Below are 21,796 nucleotides of genomic sequence, written 5' to 3'. Positions count from 1 at the left end.
TCCCATTCGATTGTCTGGCAGTAAATTAAAATTATACTATACTGCAAGTATTTTTATATTTCAGACGATTCGCAATACATTTAATTCTAGCAGAAATGTATTCCACTCCAATAAATACGTTCTTTGATGATAGTTTTTTCCGGGAATTCTACATCCTTTAATGCCCACTTTTTATATTCTTCAAATCCAACTCTATCAATTATATAACCAATATGCTCTTTTCCACCTGGAGCATCTTTGTCTATATATTCTTCAACAAATTTATAAGTATTTAATATTATTTTAATTATACTTTGCTCATCAGCCCAAATTAAGAAATCTTCTGCAAGACGAGGGTTCTTCTTACCTGATCTTCCCATAAGAACTAACTTATAATATTTTTCTTTGCTTCTTGTCCATGCTCCTGTAGGACATGCATTTGCACATTCACCACAACCAATACATTTTTCTTTATTTCTTACTATTTTATAGTTAATAGCTTCAAGTGCTCCTACTGATTTTTTCTTACAAGCTTTCACACATGCCATGCAACTTACACATCTATCAATATTATATTGTGGTTCTGTCATTCCAATTATCCCAAAGTCATGTGTTCTTGCTTTAATACAATCATTAGGACATCCTGTTAATGCGATTTTAAAATGTAAATCATTTGGGAAAATAGCTTTTTCTATTTTCTTTGCAAAATTAGTTGTATTATAATTAGCAAACGGACAAACATTGTTTCCAACACATGCTGATACATTTCTAGTTCCTGCAGCAGTATATCCTTTGCCTGGTATTTCTTGATTTATTTCTAATTTTTCAATAATTGGTTGTAACAATTCATTTACTTTATCCATATCCTCAAAGCTTATACCTGGTACTTCAAAACCTTGACGTGTTGTTATATGAACAGTTCCATCACCATACTTTTGTGATATTTCTTGTATCATTCCTAATAATTCCGCATCTAAATGCCCTCCAGGAACTCTAATTCTAGAGGCAGTTATCCCTCTTTTTTTAGTGACTCTAAAAGCATTTTTCTTGATTGCCTTTGTATTTAAATCCACAACTAACCCCTCCTAATCTATTAAGAATTTGCCTTTTGAATAATTGAAAACAGGACCATCTAAACAAATATAAGTATCATCTATTTTACAGTGTCCACACTTTCCGATTCCACAACACATTTTTCTTTCTTGTGAAATCCAAATATTATTTTCATCTATACCACGTTTTAAAAACTCTGCAACAGTAAACTTCATCATAATAGGAGGTCCTACTACAATAACTGCTGAATTATTAATATCATTTATTAGTAAATCAGGAATATATTTTGTTACCATTCCAACATTGCCATTGTATCCTTCTTCTGCATTATCAACAGTTAGAATAAGATTTATATTACTTTTCCACATTTTAATATCATCTTTGAATAAAACGTCATTAGGAGATTTAAATCCTGCAATTAGAGTAAAGCTTTCTGCTTCACCTGCATTTTTTGCAAAGTAATCTACAACTCCTCTTACTGGAGAAAGACCTGTTCCCCCTGCAACAACTATTAATTCTTTTCCTTTGTAATTTTCAATATCAAAGCCATTACCATAAGGTCCTCTTAGAAATAATTTATCGCCAACATAATTATTAAATATTTCATTAGTTACTTTTCCAACACGTCTTATAGTTAAGTCTACAGTGCCCTCTCCAATACCACTTACTGAAATAGGTGCTTCACCAAACTTTGGTAATGAAACTTCAAAGAACTGTCCTGGTTTTACATCACCATTAAACTCCATTCGAAAAGTATATTCTATTTCTGTATGTTTAATTACTTCTTTAATTTCTGATAAAAAAGGAATATATTCATTTTTACTCATTGTCTGCCACCTCTTTCATACCATCTTTTAATTTGTTCACACAGTTAGAGAATGATATATATTCTGGGCAGATATCATCACATCTTCCACATCCCACACACATATGATATCCCCATTTCTTTTTATAGTCATATACTTTGTGCAGCACTTTAAAACGCATACGTTGTCCTTTATCTAACCTAAAACTATGTCCTCCAGCCATATTTGTATATCCATCTACATGGCAAGATGCCCATACTCTTCGTCTTTCACCTGCTTTACCATTATCAGTATAGAAGACATCCTGCATTGTAAAGCAAGTACATGTAGGACAAACAAAATTACATCTTCCGCAAGCAATACAACGAGCACTGTACTCTTTCCACATATCTGATTTCATAACATCTAAAGAAAGATTATCTGTTATCGAAACCTTTACACTATTTTCCGTTACAAAGTCTGGTTTAACATCTAAAGTTTCATCAACCTTAAATAGGTTTCCTAACTCCTCATCTTTAACATCTACATATACATTATCTCCATTTACTTTTAAGTATGCATTATATTCATCATTTTTATTTGTTTCCATACTTACACAAAAACAATTTTCAAATGAGTTTTCACACCCCATTAAAATAAATTTTGCATTTTCTCTTATTCTCTTATAATAATAATCTTCTTGTCCATTTCTTAAATAAATGTCATCCATACGTTTTACCGCATGTAAGTCACAGCTTCTTAAGAAAATGATAGCACCTTTTTTAGGAGCATCTGTTTCCTTTATGGAATCTTCTGTGAAATAGAAAAGTGTTTGAGATATAGGAAGTAATACTTCCTTATATGAATATTGGGCCTTTTGATCAAAAACTATATCATCTATTGTTTTTATTTCACCATAACGTACTCTATCAGTATCAGAGAAACTACCTTCACCTTCAAATAATTTTGGTGCATATACTACATATTCTTTTGATAAATCTTCGAATACTTTATTAATATCATTTTTGCTTAATTTATATCCCATCAGCTTACTCCTTTACTTCTTTTTTGAAATTATATAATAAGGTAGTGCTAGAAATACTGCTCCACCAATCATATTTCCAAGTGTTACTACACCTATGTTATACACATAACCCATAATGCTTACACTTGCAGCTCCCGGATTAAGTAATCCTATTGTCAAAAGAGTCATATTGGCAACACTATGTTCAAAACCTGCTGTTATAAATGCAAATAAACACCAAAATATCATAATAAGCTTAGCTGATTCACTTTTTAATTTAAAACTACACCATGTAGCTAAGCAGACTAGTATATTACAAAAAATCCCACGTACTAATAGTGGTAAAAATGGTACACTCATTTTAGCTGCTGATGTTTTTGCAATAAATTCTCCAACGGGTCCAGCTGTAAGTCCTGTAGCATAAAATAAATATCCTGCAATAATAGAACCAACTAAATTTCCTATAAAACAAACTATCCATATGTTAATAGTGTCTGTCCACTTTACTTCTTTTCTTAAAGAAGCAGCTGTCATAATAAAGTTGTTTCCTGTAAAAAGTTCTGATCCTGCCATAATTACTAAACTAAGGGCAACTCCAAAGGATACTCCCATGACTATTTTTGTAGCAGGTGATCCACTACCACCTAATAATCCTCCTATCGTGAATATAAGCATAATTCCCATACCCACATAAAGACCTGCAAGCATTGAACTTATGAAATATCCTAGTTTATTTGTCTTTAATAAATTAACTTTTGCCTTGGCTGCCATAATTACACTGTTAAATTCTTCACAAAACATACTATAAATTCCCCTTTCATATATACGTTTACCTATAAATTAATTATAAGTTATTAATAAATAAAGCACCGTGATATAAATCACGGTGCTTTAAAAAATTTTGATAATTTATCTTGATCAATTACTTTAATTTTTTTATTCTCATACTTAATTAATTTATTGTCCAAAAGTATTTTTAGTGATCTGGATACAGTTTCTCTTTTTGAGCCAAGTAAATCTGCTAGATATGTTACACTTATATTCATATTAATAGTTACTCCATCCTCACACTTAACTCCATAATCTCTGCTAAGTTTCCAAAGTTTTGCCGCAAGTTTCTTTTCCATTCTTACTACACCTGTTGCATTCTTTAGCTGCCTATACAATCTTCTTACTTTCATAGCTAATGAAAACATAACATTCTTGGTAAGGATAAAATCATCCTCCATAATCTTTAAAAATGTATATTTGTCATAACTTAATATGTAAGACTCTTCAAATATCTCACAATTTATAGACGATGGTAAATCTTGTATGATAACATCATTAATCATTTTACCTCTACCCAAAATGAATATAACACGTTTATTTCCATTCTCATTTAATTTATATAGAGATATACTTCCGCTTAATACTACATATAAAGTAGATACTTCTTCTTTATCTCTAAAAAGATGATTTCCAGGCTGATACTTTTTAACTTCTCCAAAATCCTTAAGCTTAATTAAAGATGATTTAGAAACACTATTAAAAATTTCTAACTCCTCTAACTGTTCTTCAGAAATATTTTTCATAAATAACTCCTAATTACTTACTATAAACTTAATAAAATAATATTTGCGATAGTAAGCTAACCTAATTATTCTATTATAATAAAATTATTTTATATTAATGATTTCTACGTATACCTCTGCCTTATGAAATATCAATATATATCATTTTAATCAAATAATTCTGCTTCTAACTCTTCAATATTTAAAATTTTAATTATATTTCTATCAAACTCAATATAATTTAGATCTCTAAGATTCATTAATTCTCTTGATAAAGATGGTCTAGGAATACCTAGTGAAGATGCAATTTCTTCTTTATTTTCTTTCAGTTTAACTATTTCACTTTTTTGGCTCTTTGCCTGTTCTAATATGTAGTTTATAACTTTATGTTTGATGCTTTTAAACGCTATACTTTTTATCTTTGAATTTAACATAAATATCTTATTACTCAATGAAGACATAAAGTTCCCTAATACTCTTTCATCACTTGTACATAATTTTAGTATGTCTGCTCTGCTTATATAAAGTATATTACAGTCACTAAAAGCTATAACTGTAGATGGATATTTTGATTTCTTTGAGAATACTAATGCCTCACCAAATACATCTCCATTACTTAGTCTCTTTAGAATTATTTGTTTTCCGCTAAGGTATATTCTTTGAATTTCGACTATCCCCTCTAAAACAAAACCTAAACTATTGCATTCATCTTCTTCATTAGCAATAATTTCTCCCTTTTTATATGATCTTAAATTATATCCAATATTTGAAATAAGATCCCTAATTTCCTCAACACTTAAATCTTGAAAAAATTCATTTCCCTTTAATTTATTAAGTACATCTTCCATATAGAAATTCCTCCAAAAAATATCTAATCAGGGCCCAGACAAAATCAGTCAAAGTTACTCTAAAGATTTTAATAATTCATCTAAATTTCTTTTTAATTCAATAGCACTTTCAGTTGTTATGTTAGCTTTACATACTATTTGACGTGGTACTTCTAATATGTCATCCTTTAGAAGTCTTCCTTTTTCAGTTAATTCAATAATTACTACTCTATCATCATTTGTGTCTCTATATCTTGTTATTAATCCCATTCCTTCAATCTTCTTTAATAGTGGCGTCAATGTACCAGAATCTAAGTGCAATCTTCGTCCTATATCCTTAACCGTACTCTTTTCATCTTCCCATAATACCAGCATCGCGATATATTGTGTATATGTTAGATTGAATTTATCCAGAATTGGTTTATATAATTTTATTATTTCCCTTGATGCTGCATATAAAGAAAAGCAAACTTGATTGTCTAATTTGATACTTTCATATTTTTTTGATTTATTCATAATTCATTCTCCTATAACCGCCATATCATTTATATAAATTTAATTTTAACAAACCAAAGTAAGTTTAACTTTTTTGCTTTGGCATGTCAATTTTAATATAGCACTTTTCGTCCAATACATAAAGCTTACTTATGCTCAATATTATAGATAACATATCTTATTTCTATAGCTTTACTATTTTTTAGAAACAGAATCAACATAACTTACTGCCGATAAAGCGGCTATATTGCCTTCTCCAGCTGACTTTATATATTGATATGGCTTTCCAACAATATCGCCAGCTGCGAAACATCCTTTGATACTCGTTCTCATTAATCTATCTACCTCAATATGGTTATCAACTATCTTTAATCCTGGTACCAATTGCCCTGGAGAAATGCTATCTCTAAGTATAAAAATACCATCTGTTTCAATTTCTGAATTCTTTAACTTCAGCTTGCTTACTTTATCCTCTCCTATAATTCCAACTGGTGTATCATTTATAATTTCTATAGAAGGATCTACCTCAACTTTTTCCTTATACATAGGAATATAATTTACTTTAGATGCTATTGATGCAATAAAATTAGCCTCTTCTTCCTCATGCTTATTATAAGAAACTATTGTAACTACCTTTCCTCTATATAGTGGAGCATCACAAGTTGCACAATATCCTACTCCTTTTCCAAGAAGTCTTTCTTCTCCATCAAATAATTTTCCGTATTCAACACCTGTGGCTAATATTACTGATGTAGCTTCATACATTTTTTCATTTACCATTAAAGCAAAATAGTCTCCCATGGCATATACATTATTAATTCTCTCTTCAGTTATATTTATATCCATTTCTTCTAAATGTTTATTAAACTCTTCTTGCAATTCTTTACCGCTTTTTTTATAAAAGCCTAGATAATTATTTATTTCATGAGCTTTTGCAAGCTTACTAGTAAGTTCCTTATTCCCAAATATTATAAAATTCTTTTTTCTTATTCTTGCATTCAATGCAGCTGACAAACCTGCAGGTCCACTTCCTATTATTGCTATATCATATCTTTCGCTCATCTTTTTTTCCTCCATTTACGTATATTTAATTATAAACCTATTTCTATTATAAACTATCTTATTTAAACTATATAATTATAATATATCTTCTGCACCACTTAATGTCTATTTCAAAAATGCAATAATTTAAGCATTTAACAAATTTATAATATCTTCTTTAATTTTTGATGGCTTTGTTGTTGGAGAATATCGCCCTATAACTTCTCCATCTTTATTAACTAAAAACTTAGTAAAATTCCATTTTATCTCCTTATTAAAGAGTCCTCTTTTTTTATTTTTCAAGAATTCATATAGCGGATGTGCGCTAGTTCCATTTACATCAATTTTCTCAAACATAGTAAAAGTAACTCCATAATTTAATTTGCAAAACGAATTTATTTCCTCATTGCTAGATGGATCTTGTTTGGCAAACTGATTGCATGGAAAACCTAATATTTCTAATCCCTGATCTTTATATTCCTTATAAATATCTTCTAACGCTTCAAATTGTGGTGTAAATCCGCACTTACTCGCAGTATTTACTATTAAGACTACTTTCCCTTTATATTCTTCCATTTTTACTTCTTGACCATTCATTTTATTTGCAGAAAAACTATAAAAATTCATGATTATCTCTCCTTACATAATTATGCTTAAAAAGTAAACTTTATAAAATTTAATTTTACTCAACTTATTTATTGAAAATTAAAACATAGTACATTTTAATATTGCACTATGTTTTTTAATGTAGAAAATATTTTATAGATTACTTTCAATTACTTGTTGAATTTTTTCTTTTGGTAAAAATCCTATAAGTTGCTCTGCTTTTTGTCCATCTTTGAATATTATCATTGTTGGAACGCTTGAAATTTGAAACTCATTCGCTAAGTCTAAACTTTGATCTATATCAACTTTAATAAATTTAGCCTTTCCTTCCATTTCGCCTGATAATCCTTCAAGCACTGGAGATAACATTTTACAAGGTCCACACCAAGTTGCAAAGAAATCTACAACTGTAACTCCACTCTCTATTTCATTTTTAAATTCGTTAGTATCTACTATTTTCATACTTTATTCCTCCATCTTATAAATTAAACTAAAGCTTTTTTAAACATATCTCTAGCTATTTTAAACTTTTTTATATTTACTATTCATAAAAAAAATAAATTTTTATAAATTAAATTTAACTCAATCTTTTATAATCATATTGTACTTTTTATAATATCCATTGTCAATATTTTTATTATTATTTAACTATATAAAAAATCAGCTTAAAATGCAAATATTTCTTTGCATGTAAGCTGATTTATTTGAAATACAAGAATTACTCTACATATCTTACTTCACTATAACTTTAAATTCATCAAAATTTATCTTATACTCCGTTAGCATATCTATAACAGTATCCCTAAAAGAATTTTGTGGAGATTTTTTTTCAACTGGTTTAATTGATTTCATAGTCTTATTAATATTTTTATTTTTTTTATATTGTTTTGTAAGTACCTCAGCTGTTTTAACAAGTAAGTCATCCCAATCTTCAACATCTATAATATTATCATCCAACTTTATTGCTTTAGGTTCTTTTAATGAAAAATCCTTATATATTTCTATAGCTTCTTCATTAATTAAGGTATTTTTTAATTCTTGTTTTTCTTTATCTATAGATGCTTCTTTCTTAATTTCCACCAAATCTTTTCTTATCTTACAAATACTTTCTTCATCAGATTGTATATTTTTCTCATATTCATCTTGCATCCACTTAACATATTCATTTATGTTTTCAACAACGCTATATATAGCTATAGATGTATCTCTATAAGCTTTACTTAATTTAAAATCCCTATCTTTTTTAATTATTTCATTTGACTTATCTTCAATGTGGTCTATGGTATTTTCTAGTATGCTTGCCAAGTTGCTCAGACCACTTTGAATTTCAATGGATATGGATGGAAAATTTTTAATTACATACTGAATCGTATCTACATCAAAAAGAGATAAATTTTTCTTTTTAGAAATTCTTTTATCAATCTCTAAATTCTCAATTTTAGTTTCATTAGTTACTTGAACTTCTTTTTCTTGAATATCATCTTTTTTAAAAAAACCCATTACTTGACAACCCCATTCATATATTATTTATATAAATATTTTACCATATTATTACATTTATGTTATCATTTTTAGGATTTTTTTATATTATTTTTTTATCTTATATCTCTATATTAATTCCTCTCTCTTTATATATGGATTTAAATATCTGTTCTTTTTAATTGTAGACTTTCCTATATTTATTGCTTCTTTAGGGCATATATTTATACAAGCCATACAGTCTGTGCATTTTCCTAACCATTTTGGTCTATTATTTTCTATCACGATATTATCTACCGGGCAAACTTTCTTACACATATTGCAACTAATGCATTTCTCATTTACATTAAAGTTTCTATCTTTATTTCTATAAAAATCTTTCCATATCTTATATGCTAAATTTCCAATTCCAGCTTTAAAGTTAATTTCTTTAGCATCTCTTCTCTTAACTGACTCTATAAAATCCACTATCTTACTTTCATTTTCTTTTATAGTTTCCTCAGCTCTAGCTTTAGTAGGATTTCTACCTGCTCGTATATAATTAGAAATATACCTAATGGTACAATAATTACTTATTTTAACATTACTTTTTAATAATTTATTAATTTGAACAAAGCTAGTATTTGCTCCTCCTCCTCCTGAAACTCCAATTGCAAAGATATATGCATCTTTATTTATCTTTAACTTTGAGATAAATTCATTAACCACAATTGGTAGTCCTGAACAGTGGATTGGATATATAAATCCAATAATATCTTCGCAAATTTCAAGCTTGTTTTCTTTTAATGCCTTACTCATAGATACCAATTCACAATTTTTAAAACTTTCTTTTACTATTTTTGCTACATACAACGAATTACCAGTGGATGTATTATAAAATATCTTCATTTAAAATTACTCCTCTAACCCCTACTATACCTATTATTCATCAAATAAAAATATATTTATTTGATGAATAATTCCATAAAAATTTTTCTTATTTATTACTAAGATCTATAAATTCTTCTATATCCTCTTCTATAGTTTTTAAAGAATTTCTCCAGAATTCTGTATCATTTATATCTATGCCCATAACTCTTGCTACATCAGCTATTTTATTTTTTCCTGTAATTGAAAGTAATTTTTCATACTCCTTCGAAAAAGTTTTTCCTTTTTTTAAATATTCAGCATATAATCCTTTTGCAAATAATAATCCAAACGCATAAGGAAAATTATAATAATTATACTCGGCATCATAATAATGAGGTTTCCAAGTCCACATGTATGGATGTAAAAAATCAGGATCTAATCCATCTCCATATGCTTCTCTTTGAGCATCCAGCATAAGATCATTTATTTCCTCAACACTTAAAGAACTTCCTTTTCTAGCTTCGAAAAATGATTTTTCAAATAGGAATCTAGAGTATATATCAACAATAACTTGTGTGCAATCGCTAATTTCAGTTTCAAGGATTGCTAAAGCTTCATTCTTAGAAGCATCTTTTATTGCTGCCTTTTTTATTATTGTTTCACAAAATGTAGATGCGGTTTCTGCTATCGGCATTGGATAATCTGAATTTAACGTAGTCTCATTATTTAAACACTCTCCGTGAAAACCATGACCTAATTCATGAGCGAGAGTTACTACATCTCCAAAATTATCGCCATAGTTTAGGAGTATTCTACTCTCTCCATTGAAATGTAGATTCTCGCAAAAAGCTCCACCTACTTTTCCTTCCTTTGGTTTTACATCTATCCAATGATTATCAATTGCTTTCCTTGCAAAATCTCCTAAGTTGTCACTAAATGTTCTGAAGTTTTTTTCAACAAATTTAGTACCTTCTTCGTATGTAAACTTCATATCTGCTTCGCAAACAGGTGCATATAAATCATAAAATGGTAGTCCGTTTTTATGACCTAACATTTCACCTTTTCTTCTCAAGTATTTCCTAAATACCGGAAGACTTTCTTTCATAGCTAAAAACATTGCCTCTAAAGACTCTTCACTCATTCTTGAATCTATGAGTGTCTTTTCAAGTGGAGATTTATATCCCCTAAAATCACAAACTGTTAAAACTTCACCCTTTATTCCATTTAATGCCGCAGCTACACCTTCTTCTACTTTTTTATAAGATTTTATTTCTGCTTCATATGCTTTTTTTCTTACAGTTGCATCCTTATCATAGGCCATATTTAAAACCATTGTTAATGGCATATGCTTAATTTCATTATCTTCTTCAATTTCTACTAATAATGTGGAAATCAAATTATCCTTAAGTTTCGCCCAGGCATTTGAGCCTGTATTTTTCATATTAGCAATTATACTTTCTTCCTTATCGCTGAGCAAATATTGACTTTGCTCAACTATATTTTTTAACATAAATTCATGTTCCTTAAGTAACTTAGACTTACTTATTATTTCATCCAGGCCTTCTATGCTGCTAATATATCTTTCAAATTTAACTGAACTTCCAATTAAATTTGTTAATTTCTTTTCTAAAATATCTGAATACCTCAATGCATTCTTATCCTTTGTATTTACGCTTAAGCTTAGATTTATAAAAATACTAATTCTACTAGATAAGTCTGTTACTTTTGTAAATTTATTTATATAGTCCTCTAATTTTTCTACTAAGTTATCTTTATTTTTAGTAGCTTCTAATGCCCATTTATTGATTTCTTCAATAATATTTGTTAATTTATTTAAGTCTTGTTTAAATTCATCGCCATCAAATGACGGATATATTTCCTTTAGGCTCCAATTTAGTTCCATAAATATTCACTCCAAGTCTGTATTTATATTTTTTCCTAACTTTATTATATACCATTATAATATCAATTATAGGTTATAAAATATTCATTATATAATAAAAATCTAGAAGTTAACTAATAATAAATTTAGTTCACCTTCCAGATTCTTACATATATTACATGTGCTTTATATTAAAATTGTTACATGCTAAACTCTATTTTACAATTACATTTGCAATTTCCATCTGTAAATTTAATTATTGTATCCTCTCCTTGATGAATAAGTACTCCATTATCAACATTTTCTATATTAGAAAGTTTCTTGAGTACTAAAGACCATTCTCCTTCAGTACCTATAGATTCAATAATAATACTTTTTTCATTTTTTGTGACTTCCACTTCAAGAACTTTGTTGCCTTTCATGTCTACGACACTTGTAGTTGTTTTCTTATTTTCTTTTAATTCATAGGCAAAAATTGATACATTATCTCTATAATTGTAGTCCGGCTTAGAATTTTCATTTCCAACAGCAATTAAACTATTTTCTTTAACCATCATAGGTACACTTAAGTAATCATGTCTTTCTCTGATCCATCTTCCACCCTTATATTTCTTTCCACTTATGAAGTTAGTCCACATTCCTTCTGGTAAATAATAATTTGCTTCTCCCTCTTCATTAAATATGGGTGCAACTAAGATAGAATCTCCAAGCATATATTGTTTATCCAAGTAATTACAAGCTAGATCATCTTGGAATTCTAACATCATAGCTCTCATAGCTGGTATACCTCTTTTTGATGCATCATTAGCTATGTTATATAAATATGGCATTATTCTACACTTAAGTTTAGTAAAAAATCTAACCACATCACAAGCTTCTTCATCATAAAGCCATGGTACTCTATACGAACTGCTTCCATGTAACCTACTATGAGAAGATAATAATCCAAAGGCAACCCATCTCTTATATACATCAGCTGTTGCAGTACTTTCAAAACCTCCTATATCGTGGCTCCAGAATCCAAAGCCCGACATGCAAAGAGATAATCCACCTCTTAAACTTTCTGCCATTGATTCATAATTCGCTTCACAGTCTCCTCCCCAATGTACTGGGAATTTTTGTCCTCCAACAGTAGCTGATCTTGCAAATACTGCTGCCTCATCGTCTCCTAAATTTTCTTTTAAAGTCTCAAATACTACCTTATTATATATTTGGGTATAATAATTGTGCATTTTATATGGATCTGATCCATCGAAATACTCAACCTCTGTTGGTATACGTTCACCAAAATCAGTCTTAAAGCAGTCTACTCCCATATCAATTAATTCTTTAAGCTTACCTGAATACCATTTGCATGCATCTGGATTTGTAAAATCTACAATCCCCATTGCAGGCTGCCATAAATCCCATTGCCACACATCACCATTAGGTTTCTTTATGAAATATCCGTGTTCCATACCTTCATTAAATAACTTTGATTCTTGAGCAATATATGGATTTATCCAGACACATATTTTTAATCCTTTTTTCTTTAATCTTGTAAGCATTCCATTTGGATCTGGGAATACTCTGCTATCCCATTCAAAATTACACCAATTAAAATCTTTCATCCAAAAGCAATCGAAATGAAATACTCTAAGTGGCAGATCTCTATCTGCCATGCCATCAACAAAACTATTAACCGTTTCTTCATCATAATTTGTAGTGAAAGATGTTGTTAACCATAATCCAAATGACCATGCTGGTGGAAGTGCTGGTTTACCTGTTAGTGTTGTATAATTTTCAACTACTTCTTTCATTGATTCTCCACCAATTATAAAGTAATCTAGATATTCTCCTGGAACGCTAAATTGAACTTTAGTGACTTTTTCTGAACCAACTTCAAAAGATACCCTTTCAGGATGATTTACAAATACTCCATATCCTTTATTAGTCATATAAAATGGTATGTTTTTATATGACTGCTCTGTACTTGTTCCTCCATCTTCATTCCATATATCTATGCTTTGGCCATTCTTTACTAGAGGGGTAAACCTTTCTCCAAGTCCATAAACCAATTCCCCTACGGATAATTGTAATTCTTCCTTCATGAAGACTCCTTCTTCTGGAACCTTCATAAAGACTCTTTCTTCAGCAGTATTAACATATGATAGTCCTCTTGGCATACTAGACGTTAGCTTTTTATCTCCTCTATAAAAGCTCATTTGAAATACATCTTTATCTATTACAGCTTTAAGATCTCCTGATTTAAATATTATATTTTTTTCATTTTCTTCTATTAAACTATTAACCTTCTCATCTTTATAAATTTCAAAGTTTGGAGACTTTTTTCGTTGTCCCATAAAATGATATGCTCTAACTCTTATTACATTTTCCATTGGCGAAGAGATTTTATATGTTATAACTGGCCCCTTTAATGTATCTCCTCGTTGGTTTATCTTATTACATGGTGCATAAAGAGTTACAACATCCTCTTCTATTTTAGTACTATAAACTTCTTGAGGGCTAAATATCTGATATCCTGGCTTGTCCAGCCAGCATCCATTGCTAAATTTCATATTAATACACGCTCCTACTCTGTTTCCTAAATAAGCTTTTGTCTTTAGGAACTTTATAAATTCTATTATTTTATTTATTCTTTCTATTTAAACTATGCTAAATTATCTAACTATAACATTCCTGCTCTATTAGCCTTTTACAGACCCTGCTGAAACACCACCAACAATATATTTTTGCCCTAATATAAATATAATTAATACAGGTAGCAATGTTAGTATTATATCTGCACTAACTAAATTCCATGAATTTTCAAATGCTCCAAAGAAATTATAAACCGCTAATGTCATTGGCCATTTTGCAGAATTATTTAAATAATATAAAGGCATTGTAAAGTCATTCCAAACAGCCATAAAATTCAAAACAAATAAAGTCGAAATAATCGGTTTTAATAATGGAAGTATTATTTTTATAAATAATCTAATTGGTCCACATCCATCAATAACAGCGGCTTCATCAATCTCTCTAGGTATTGTTGAAATAAACCCATATGATAAAAATAAGCTAAGAGGAATGTTTATTGCTGCATAAACAAGAATAATCCCTAATCTAGTATTTACAAGATTTAATGCCTGCAAAACTTTCATTAATGCAACATTGTTAATTGGTATCGCTATACCTGAAAGGATAAAGTAATATATAAAATTATTAATACCTTTACGATTTCTTGCAATAACAAACGCCGCTGCTGCTACTACAATTACAATTATTAAAACACTACAAGTAGCATATAAAAGGCTGTTTAAAAACGATGAGACCAATTTTCCCTGTTCGATTACTGTTTTATAGTTTGCAAATATCCATTCTTTAGGCAGAGACAGCGACATCTTATTTGATTCACCTTGACTCTTAAAAGAATTAAGAAATAAAACTACCATTGGTATTAGTACTAATAAGCTTATAAAAATTGTTACTATATTTGCGATTACGCTTCCAATTGACTTCTTTAAAGTTACCATTATGCATCTACCTCCTTATTTTCCATAGATTTTATAATGAAATATACTAATAGTAATAATGCAAAGAATAATATACTTGATAATGTAGTACCCATTGCATAATTTCCTTTAGAGAACTCCTTATAAACTGCAGTATTAATTACACCTGTTGCATTACCTGGTCCACCGTTAGTTAATGAATAAATCATATCAAATACTCTAAATCCATATGTTACATTTAATATAGTTGCATTTATAATAATTGGTTTTAATAATGGCAAGGTTATTAATCGAAACTTTTGCCAAAAATTAGCACCATCAATATTTGCTGCTTCATAATAATCAGGAGAAATAGACATCAATCCTGCAATAATTACAACCATTATGTACCCCATACCCTTCCAAGTATCTACAGACATGACAGTTGCAAAAACAATTTTTAAATCAGTCAGCCAATTCATAGCCAAGAAATCCATCCCTACAGATTTAAGAAAATTATTTACGAATCCTGTATCTGGATGTAGCATACTTTTGAAAACAAGTCCCACTACTAAGTAAGACATTACTTGAGGAGAAAATATAACCATTCTATGAAAGTTTTTTAGTTTGATAAATTTTTGTGTTAATAATAGGGCTAAAGCTAGACCAACTACCGTTTTCATGATTGTTGTAACTGTAGTAAATAATACTGTATTCCACAAATATGCACGGTATTCTGGCTTACCTTTCAATACTTCAGCATAATTTTTGAATCCTATAAAATTGATCTTATCAGTGAAATTATTCCAATCCGTGAATGAATATAATATACCTATAATTCCTGGTAAAAAACAAAGTAAGAAAAAGATTAATAGAGCCCCGCTTGTAAAGTACCACGGATATAATTTTTTTCTGTCCATTCAAATCCCTCCATTTTAATAAAATAAGGTTTCAAAAGGAGAAACCTTATTTTCATATAACCGTAATTATTTATCCCAATCAGGATCTTTTTGTAATTTAGCTTGTTCTGTTCTTCTATTCATAATTGTTTCTAATACTTGCTTTGGAGTTGATGAACCACTATACATAGCCTCTAAGTCTTTTCCAATATCCATCCATTGGCTGTCAATATATTTAACGCCAGCTTGCATAACCATTCCTTTTTGCAATGAATCAATGTATGCTTGGTCCTCTTTTGAATATTTTGATTTTACTTCAGGCCAGCATAATTCTGATAATCCTGGTTGTCCATCTAAACGTTTTTGTAAGTTCTCAGGTTTTGCTAGGAAATCAAAGAATTTCTTTGCTTCTTCTACATGCTTTCCATTTTTATTTATAAAATATGCATTACTTGCAGGATTCACACCAATTGTTTGGTTATCTCCCCAAGGCATTGCAAATATACCTAACTTATTAACGTCAAAATCAGGAAAATCCGATTTCACTTCATTTCTCCATGCTGATTCTGCTATAAACATTGCAGCTTTTCCTTTTGCCATTGCTTCTTTTGCATTTTCTACTGAATTACTTAAGTAATTATCTCCATAAAAACCTAAATCAGCACATTCTTTTAATTCATTGATTATAGTTTGTAATTCAGGTATAGAATCTAAATCAACTTCATTTTTATTAAGCTTATTGTATAAGTCTGGATGCTTTTGTTGATACATTGCTCCTGTTTCAAATAATGGAAGTACTTGATGCCATCCATTTTGAGTTCCTTCATAAATTGGAGTAACTCCTGAATCTTTTATTTTTTGACATACATTTTTGAATTCTTGATAATTAGTTGGTATTTTCAAGCCTAATTTTTCAAATATCTCTTTATTGTAAACATAGAAATACATTTTTTTACCTGGAAAAGTGATACCATAAACTTTGCTATTGTATGAGATTGAAGGAAGAACATTTGGGTCCATTCTCTTTACCCATTCTTCACTTGATACATCTAATACGTATTTTTCAGGATTAACTCTTGTTACTAGATTTAAAGGATCAGCATCCGCGCAGAAAATATCTGGTGCTTCACCAGAATCCAACTTTACTTTAAGTAAATCACGCCATTGAGCATCCGGAGAAATTTGAAAATCAATTTTAATTCCTGTTTCTTTTTCAAAATCTTTTGCCAAATCCTGTACAACTCCAGATGTTGGAAGACCTGATTGATGAGATCCAAATGTTAATGTAACTGAATCTCCACTTCCCGATGCACTTTTACTTCCATCTCCATTGCTGCTTCCACACCCTACAAAAGCACTCCCTATCAGTGCTGTCATACAAACCGCACTAACTAATTTTAATAAACGTTTACTCATTAACTATACCCCCATTAATATAAATATTTGTCCACATTTCTGATATGCTTTACATTGGCTACATGCTTATAATATCACTAAGTATATTAATTAGACATAGATAAAAAAGAACTCCGTTTTGCACTTTTTTGAACATTATTATATAATGTGTTTTGGAGAGGAGGATTATAATGAATTATAAATTACGTTATTCTCAAAAGACATACTTATTTTCTATTTATGGGTTGCTAGTAGCCTTATTATTGCTTTTATTCTTTCTTTGTTTTTATTACTTTTATAGTGATAATATTTACCAAACAGCCAAAACCAAATCTGAAACTATCAGTGCCTCTATTCATAAATCAGTATCAACCGAATTAAATAATATGTCCACAATATCCATGAATATTGTCTACTCGAATGCTATAAAAAAGAATTTTACTAGTTTTACACATAATAACACAGATACAATAAATCTCGAACATTTTACTCAATCTAGAGAAAACGTTTTAGCTATATATGATATTATTACTGCTATAATCGGTCCCTTTCAATCAGCCAGTCAAGTTAATCTTTATACACAAAATGGAATATGTATAGGATCAGGTTTCTTTCAAGGAGTAATAAATGTAGATTTGAATACGGTACCATGGTATAAGGATACATTAGATAAAAATGGTGAAAAAAATATTTTTCTTACTGATAAATTATCATACTCTCCTACTAAAATTGAAAATATGTCAAACCATCATTATCTTTCACTTTCACGTGTATTCTTTAATCGAAATAATGAACCAGAAGGTATTGTTGAAGTAGTACAAGATTGCAACACTGTATTCTCTCTAATTTCAGAATTAAAGCAAAAAAATCCTTCAACATCATTCTATATATATAATGAACATAATGAGTTAGTTTACCCCTATTCATCTGCCCCAGAAGATAATATAAATTATACTAATACTATACAAGAACACAATTTAAGTCCATCAGTTGGGTATTTTATTAATATAGATAGTAAGCATGATGTCCTGATGTCGTATCAAAAAGTCGATTCATATAATTGGACAATCATTGCCGTTGAACCTAAGGAAGTTGTTTTCAGATCATTGCACTCCTTTAAAGAAGGTTTTATTATTATAGCTATAATTTCAATCATTTTTACACTATTTTTATGTTTTATAATTTCAAGTAGATTAACTCAACCTTTAAGTACTTTAACTAATTCTACAAAGATGGTCACTATAGACAGAGTATTAAATGAAAATGAAACTCTATTAGTTCCAATTAATAGTAATATACTTGAAATTTCCGAGCTCTATCAATCGTTTTGTGATATGTATGAAAAATTAAGAGATTCTTCTCATGAAATTTTATTATTAAAATCAGAAGAAACTCGTGCAAAACTACAAGCGACCCAATCTCTTATTAATCCACACTTTTTATATAATAGTTTAACAAATATAAGTATCATGGCTGAAGAAGATATGAATAGCGAAATAATTAATATATGTCATGCATTGTGTGATTATTTCCGTTATATTACAACATGCGATGAAACTGCTGTTCATTTATCTTTAGAAATATCATATACGGAAAAATATATTGAATGTATGAAAATGCGATATGGAAGTGATTTTATTTATACTTCAAATATTCATGAATCAACAAAGAACATTTTAATTCCTAAACTAATAATACAACCTATAGTAGAAAATGCTTTTAAATATGGCTTTAGCTCCTCACCACCTTGGATTTTAGATATCAAATCTTCTATAACAAATGATCAAAAGTGGCTTATATATATCGAAGATAATGGTGGTTGTTTAAGTGATCAAGATAAAGAGAAATTATTATCTAATCTCTATAATTTAAACAGAACTAAAGAACTAAAATCATTAAGGATTGGCGGAATGGGACTTAAAAATGTATATCTAAGATTACAACTTTTATATGGTACTGAAGCTATATTTTCAATTGATAATTCTCAAAAAAATAGAACAATTTTTATAATCGGTGGACCCGTACATCTAAATAAGGAGGATTTTTATGAACAATACACACACCTATAAACTTATTGTTGTTGAAGATGAACATCTTATAAGACAGAATATAATAAAAAAAATTAATTCTTTATCTATTCCTTTTGAATTAGTAGGTGAAGCTAGCAATGGAGAAATTGCCATTCCTCTCATAGAACAGCAATGTCCATCTCTAGTTATTACTGATATAAGAATGCCTCAATACGATGGATTAGAATTAATTAAATATCTCTACAAAAATCATCCTCATATAAAGACTATGGTATTAAGTGGATACAATGATTTTAAATATGCTCAGACTGCATTAAAATATGGTGTAAAAGATTTTTTATTAAAACCAGTAAAAATAGAAGAACTTAGCACTGCTTTACAAAGCATTCTTGTTATGCTTGAGTCCGAAAGTAAAGAATTCTCTTCATTTTCAATTGATCACCACAGTCTAAAGCCTGAAAGCCTAAGCCAGTTACTTGAAAATTACTTGCTTAATAACTATGCCTCTGTGACATCAATAACCGAAATTTCTGAGAAATTTGGATTTACAAGTGAATATATAAGTAAGATTTTTAAGAAATATACCGGAGTAACTCCGATAAAATATATCACTAGAATTCGCATTAATGAAGCCAAACAGCTTTTAATTAATCAGCCTGACTTGGAAATAAAAAAGGTTGGTGAATTGATTGGTTATAAAGATGCCTTCTATTTTAGCAGAGTATTTAAATCTAATGTAGGTGTGTATCCTAGCGACTATAGAATAAAACATTTAAATTATAACTAATAATTCTATATTGTTCTCATAATATTGTGTTTTACACCATATTAATTACTATCATGAATTTATCACTCCAAAGAAAAATAGAAGGCAAACTCTCATATTGACTGTTTGCCTTCTGCCTCTTAAGTAACTAACCAAAAACTTTTAATCTATCAAAACTTTTTCTTAGAACTAAGCTGAATAATTATTTTCTTTATTAACTAAATGACTCCTAACTTTCAAATGCTTGAGATAAGTCATAAATTATATCATCAATATGTTCTGTTCCTATTGAAAGACGGATTGTATTTGGTTTAATTCCTGACTCTGCTAGTTCAGTTTCATTCATTTGAGAATGTGTTGTACTCGCTGGGTGAATTACTAATGATTTAACATCAGCTACATTTGCAAGTAGTGAGAATATTTGTAGTTTATCAATAAATTCCTGTGCTTCCTTTGCTCCACCTTTAATTTCGAATGTGAATATAGAACCTGCTCCCTTAGGAAAATATTTTTTATATAAAGCATTATCAGCGCTCTCTGGTAGCGATGGATGATTAACACTTTCAACCTTTGGATGATTCTTTAAAAATTCTACAACTTTTAAAGCATTCTCAACATGACGTTCAACTCTAAGTGAAAGAGTTTCTAAACCTTGTAATAATATAAATGCATTAAATGGACTTATGCATGCACCCGTATCTCTTAATAAAATAGCACGAATTCTTGTCACATATGCGGCAGCCCCAACTGCTTCTGCGAACTTAATTCCATGATAGCTTGGATCTGCTTCTGATAATTGTGGGAACTTTCCTGAACCTATCCAGTCAAACTTTCCTGAGTCCACAATAACTCCACCTAGTGATGTACCATGTCCACCAATAAATTTAGTTGCCGAATGAACAACTATATCTGCCCCATGTTCAATCGGTCTAAATAAGTATGGTGTTCCAAATGTATTGTCCACTATTAGTGGTATTTTATGCTTATGTGCAATTTCTGCTAATGCTTTAACATCTAAAATATTTGAGTTCGGATTTCCAAGTGATTCAATTAAAATTGCTTTAGTATTATCTTGAATTGCATTTTCAAAATTTGATAGGTCAGATGGATCTACAAATGTTGTTGTAACACCGTTTGTAGGAAACGTATGTGCTAACAAATTATAAGATCCTCCATATATAGTTTTTTCTGCAACTATGTGATCACCAGCTTTAGTTATATTTTGCAATGCATATGTTATTGCTGCTGCTCCAGATGCTACCGCAAGAGCTGCTACTCCGCCTTCCAAAGCTGCAACACGTTTTTCAAAAACATCTTGTGTTGAATTTGTTAAACGACCATATATATTTCCAGCATCAGCTAATCCAAATCTTGCTGCTGCATGTGCAGAATTTTTAAATACATATGAAGTTGTTTGGTAAATTGGTACTGCTCTAGAATCTGTTGCTGAATCAGGTTGTTCTTGCCCTACATGAAGTTGAAGTGTTTCAAATTTTAATTTTCTTTCTTGATTACTCATAATTTGTTGCCCCCATTTTATATAATTTTTATTTCTAATATATTTACTATGATTTGTACGTTACCCTAATTTTCTAGATATTATATTTAGCTTTGAATTTGATTTTTATCACGACCCTAGAGAAATATACAAATAATTAGA

The 21,796-nt window shown here is 29.5% G+C and carries 20 protein-coding genes; 2 read left to right on the top strand and 18 right to left on the bottom strand.

Annotation, left to right across the window (positions count from 1 at the left end; translation table 11 throughout):
- Positions 1 to 86: 86 nt before the first annotated feature.
- The 17 genes from asrC to AXY43_RS18850 all read right to left on the bottom strand — a co-directional run bounded on the left by asrC (position 87) and on the right by AXY43_RS18850 (position 17,361).
- Positions 87 to 1,052: a sulfite reductase subunit C gene (gene asrC, locus AXY43_RS18930; protein WP_017211747.1), complete on the bottom strand. Its 966-nt coding sequence runs from the start codon at positions 1,050 to 1,052 to the stop codon at positions 87 to 89.
- A gap of 12 nt (positions 1,053 to 1,064) precedes the next feature.
- Positions 1,065 to 1,859: an anaerobic sulfite reductase subunit AsrB gene (asrB, locus tag AXY43_RS18925; RefSeq protein ID WP_023974037.1), complete on the bottom strand. Its 795-nt coding sequence runs from the start codon at positions 1,857 to 1,859 to the stop codon at positions 1,065 to 1,067.
- Positions 1,852 to 2,862: an anaerobic sulfite reductase subunit AsrA gene (gene asrA, locus AXY43_RS18920; protein ID WP_077869271.1), complete on the bottom strand. Its 1,011-nt coding sequence runs from the start codon at positions 2,860 to 2,862 to the stop codon at positions 1,852 to 1,854. Before asrA ends, asrB begins: the two co-directional genes overlap by 8 nt.
- A gap of 12 nt (positions 2,863 to 2,874) precedes the next feature.
- Positions 2,875 to 3,642, bottom strand: a complete 768-nt coding sequence (locus tag AXY43_RS18915) for a formate/nitrite transporter family protein (RefSeq protein ID WP_011968126.1) — start codon at positions 3,640 to 3,642, stop codon at positions 2,875 to 2,877.
- An 80-nt stretch (positions 3,643 to 3,722) separates the two neighbouring features.
- The gene (locus tag AXY43_RS18910; protein ID WP_023974039.1) at positions 3,723 to 4,415 is read right to left on the bottom strand and encodes a Crp/Fnr family transcriptional regulator; all 693 of its coding nucleotides are present in this window, start codon (positions 4,413 to 4,415) and stop codon (positions 3,723 to 3,725) included.
- Between the two features lie 146 nt (positions 4,416 to 4,561).
- Positions 4,562 to 5,242, bottom strand: a complete 681-nt coding sequence (locus tag AXY43_RS18905; RefSeq protein ID WP_011968124.1) for a Crp/Fnr family transcriptional regulator — start codon at positions 5,240 to 5,242, stop codon at positions 4,562 to 4,564.
- 54 nt (positions 5,243 to 5,296) lie between these two features.
- Positions 5,297 to 5,737, bottom strand: coding sequence for a MarR family winged helix-turn-helix transcriptional regulator (locus tag AXY43_RS18900; protein WP_011968123.1), 441 nt, complete (start codon positions 5,735 to 5,737; stop codon positions 5,297 to 5,299).
- 174 nt (positions 5,738 to 5,911) lie between these two features.
- Complete coding sequence (locus AXY43_RS18895; protein ID WP_023974040.1) at positions 5,912 to 6,778, bottom strand: NAD(P)/FAD-dependent oxidoreductase; 867 nt, start codon at positions 6,776 to 6,778, stop codon at positions 5,912 to 5,914.
- Positions 6,779 to 6,904: 126 nt separating this feature from the next.
- Entirely contained in the window at positions 6,905 to 7,384 is a 480-nt protein-coding gene (locus tag AXY43_RS18890) for a glutathione peroxidase (RefSeq protein WP_023974041.1), read from the bottom strand.
- Positions 7,385 to 7,516: 132 nt separating this feature from the next.
- Positions 7,517 to 7,825, bottom strand: a complete 309-nt coding sequence (trxA, locus tag AXY43_RS18885) for a thioredoxin (RefSeq protein ID WP_023974042.1) — start codon at positions 7,823 to 7,825, stop codon at positions 7,517 to 7,519.
- Positions 7,826 to 8,095: 270 nt separating this feature from the next.
- Entirely contained in the window at positions 8,096 to 8,863 is a 768-nt protein-coding gene (locus AXY43_RS18880; RefSeq protein WP_105411964.1) for a hypothetical protein, read from the bottom strand.
- Positions 8,864 to 8,971: 108 nt separating this feature from the next.
- Positions 8,972 to 9,730, bottom strand: coding sequence for an EFR1 family ferrodoxin (locus tag AXY43_RS18875; protein WP_023974043.1), 759 nt, complete (start codon positions 9,728 to 9,730; stop codon positions 8,972 to 8,974).
- A gap of 88 nt (positions 9,731 to 9,818) precedes the next feature.
- Positions 9,819 to 11,594, bottom strand: coding sequence for a M3 family oligoendopeptidase (locus tag AXY43_RS18870; RefSeq protein ID WP_077869270.1), 1,776 nt, complete (start codon positions 11,592 to 11,594; stop codon positions 9,819 to 9,821).
- A gap of 179 nt (positions 11,595 to 11,773) precedes the next feature.
- Positions 11,774 to 14,131, bottom strand: coding sequence for an alpha-xylosidase (yicI, locus tag AXY43_RS18865; protein ID WP_105411963.1), 2,358 nt, complete (start codon positions 14,129 to 14,131; stop codon positions 11,774 to 11,776).
- Between the two features lie 129 nt (positions 14,132 to 14,260).
- Positions 14,261 to 15,088, bottom strand: coding sequence for a carbohydrate ABC transporter permease (locus AXY43_RS18860; protein ID WP_023974046.1), 828 nt, complete (start codon positions 15,086 to 15,088; stop codon positions 14,261 to 14,263).
- The gene (locus AXY43_RS18855; RefSeq protein ID WP_023974047.1) at positions 15,088 to 15,966 is read right to left on the bottom strand and encodes a carbohydrate ABC transporter permease; all 879 of its coding nucleotides are present in this window, start codon (positions 15,964 to 15,966) and stop codon (positions 15,088 to 15,090) included. Before AXY43_RS18855 ends, AXY43_RS18860 begins: the two co-directional genes overlap by 1 nt.
- Positions 15,967 to 16,032: 66 nt before the next feature.
- Positions 16,033 to 17,361: an ABC transporter substrate-binding protein gene (locus AXY43_RS18850; protein WP_023974048.1), complete on the bottom strand. Its 1,329-nt coding sequence runs from the start codon at positions 17,359 to 17,361 to the stop codon at positions 16,033 to 16,035.
- A gap of 170 nt (positions 17,362 to 17,531) precedes the next feature.
- Here AXY43_RS18850 and AXY43_RS18845 point away from each other — a divergent pair, with 170 nt between their 5' ends.
- The gene (locus AXY43_RS18845; protein WP_023974049.1) at positions 17,532 to 19,409 is read left to right on the top strand and encodes a cache domain-containing sensor histidine kinase; all 1,878 of its coding nucleotides are present in this window, start codon (positions 17,532 to 17,534) and stop codon (positions 19,407 to 19,409) included.
- A complete protein-coding gene (locus tag AXY43_RS18840; RefSeq protein WP_011968111.1) occupies positions 19,387 to 20,157 on the top strand; it encodes a response regulator transcription factor in 771 nt (256 codons plus the stop codon). Before AXY43_RS18845 ends, AXY43_RS18840 begins: the two co-directional genes overlap by 23 nt.
- A 208-nt stretch (positions 20,158 to 20,365) precedes the next feature.
- Here the strand turns inward: AXY43_RS18840 and AXY43_RS18835 are convergent, their stop codons facing one another.
- Positions 20,366 to 21,655 (bottom strand): O-acetylhomoserine aminocarboxypropyltransferase/cysteine synthase family protein, encoded by a 1,290-nt coding sequence (locus AXY43_RS18835; RefSeq protein WP_017211732.1) that lies wholly within the window; start codon positions 21,653 to 21,655, stop codon positions 20,366 to 20,368.
- Positions 21,656 to 21,796 lie beyond the last annotated feature (141 nt).

It is taken from the genome of Clostridium sp. MF28 (assembly GCF_002969175.1).
Lineage (GTDB): Bacteria > Bacillota > Clostridia > Clostridiales > Clostridiaceae > Clostridium > Clostridium beijerinckii.
This window is presented reverse-complemented; position numbering and strand designations above follow the sequence as displayed.

Bases quoted from the DNA above. Each gene is read 5' to 3' on its own strand.
- asrB (WP_023974037.1), bottom strand. From the start codon at position 1,859: ATGAGTAAAAATGAATATATTCCTTTTTTATCAGAAATTAAAGAAGTA.
- asrA (WP_077869271.1), bottom strand. From the start codon at position 2,862: ATGGGATATAAATTAAGCAAAAATGATATTAATAAAGTATTCGAAGAT.
- AXY43_RS18915 (WP_011968126.1), bottom strand. From the start codon at position 3,642: ATGTTTTGTGAAGAATTTAACAGTGTAATTATGGCAGCCAAGGCAAAA.
- AXY43_RS18910 (WP_023974039.1), bottom strand. From the start codon at position 4,415: ATGAAAAATATTTCTGAAGAACAGTTAGAGGAGTTAGAAATTTTTAAT.
- AXY43_RS18905 (WP_011968124.1), bottom strand. From the start codon at position 5,242: ATGGAAGATGTACTTAATAAATTAAAGGGAAATGAATTTTTTCAAGAT.
- AXY43_RS18900 (WP_011968123.1), bottom strand. From the start codon at position 5,737: ATGAATAAATCAAAAAAATATGAAAGTATCAAATTAGACAATCAAGTT.
- AXY43_RS18895 (WP_023974040.1), bottom strand. From the start codon at position 6,778: ATGAGCGAAAGATATGATATAGCAATAATAGGAAGTGGACCTGCAGGT.
- AXY43_RS18890 (WP_023974041.1), bottom strand. From the start codon at position 7,384: ATGAATTTTTATAGTTTTTCTGCAAATAAAATGAATGGTCAAGAAGTA.
- trxA (WP_023974042.1), bottom strand. From the start codon at position 7,825: ATGAAAATAGTAGATACTAACGAATTTAAAAATGAAATAGAGAGTGGA.
- AXY43_RS18880 (WP_105411964.1), bottom strand. From the start codon at position 8,863: ATGGGTTTTTTTAAAAAAGATGATATTCAAGAAAAAGAAGTTCAAGTA.
- AXY43_RS18875 (WP_023974043.1), bottom strand. From the start codon at position 9,730: ATGAAGATATTTTATAATACATCCACTGGTAATTCGTTGTATGTAGCA.
- AXY43_RS18870 (WP_077869270.1), bottom strand. From the start codon at position 11,594: ATGGAACTAAATTGGAGCCTAAAGGAAATATATCCGTCATTTGATGGC.
- yicI (WP_105411963.1), bottom strand. From the start codon at position 14,131: ATGAAATTTAGCAATGGATGCTGGCTGGACAAGCCAGGATATCAGATA.
- AXY43_RS18860 (WP_023974046.1), bottom strand. From the start codon at position 15,088: ATGGTAACTTTAAAGAAGTCAATTGGAAGCGTAATCGCAAATATAGTA.
- AXY43_RS18855 (WP_023974047.1), bottom strand. From the start codon at position 15,966: ATGGACAGAAAAAAATTATATCCGTGGTACTTTACAAGCGGGGCTCTA.
- AXY43_RS18850 (WP_023974048.1), bottom strand. From the start codon at position 17,361: ATGAGTAAACGTTTATTAAAATTAGTTAGTGCGGTTTGTATGACAGCA.
- AXY43_RS18845 (WP_023974049.1), top strand. From the start codon at position 17,532: ATGAATTATAAATTACGTTATTCTCAAAAGACATACTTATTTTCTATT.
- AXY43_RS18840 (WP_011968111.1), top strand. From the start codon at position 19,387: ATGAACAATACACACACCTATAAACTTATTGTTGTTGAAGATGAACAT.
- AXY43_RS18835 (WP_017211732.1), bottom strand. From the start codon at position 21,655: ATGAGTAATCAAGAAAGAAAATTAAAATTTGAAACACTTCAACTTCAT.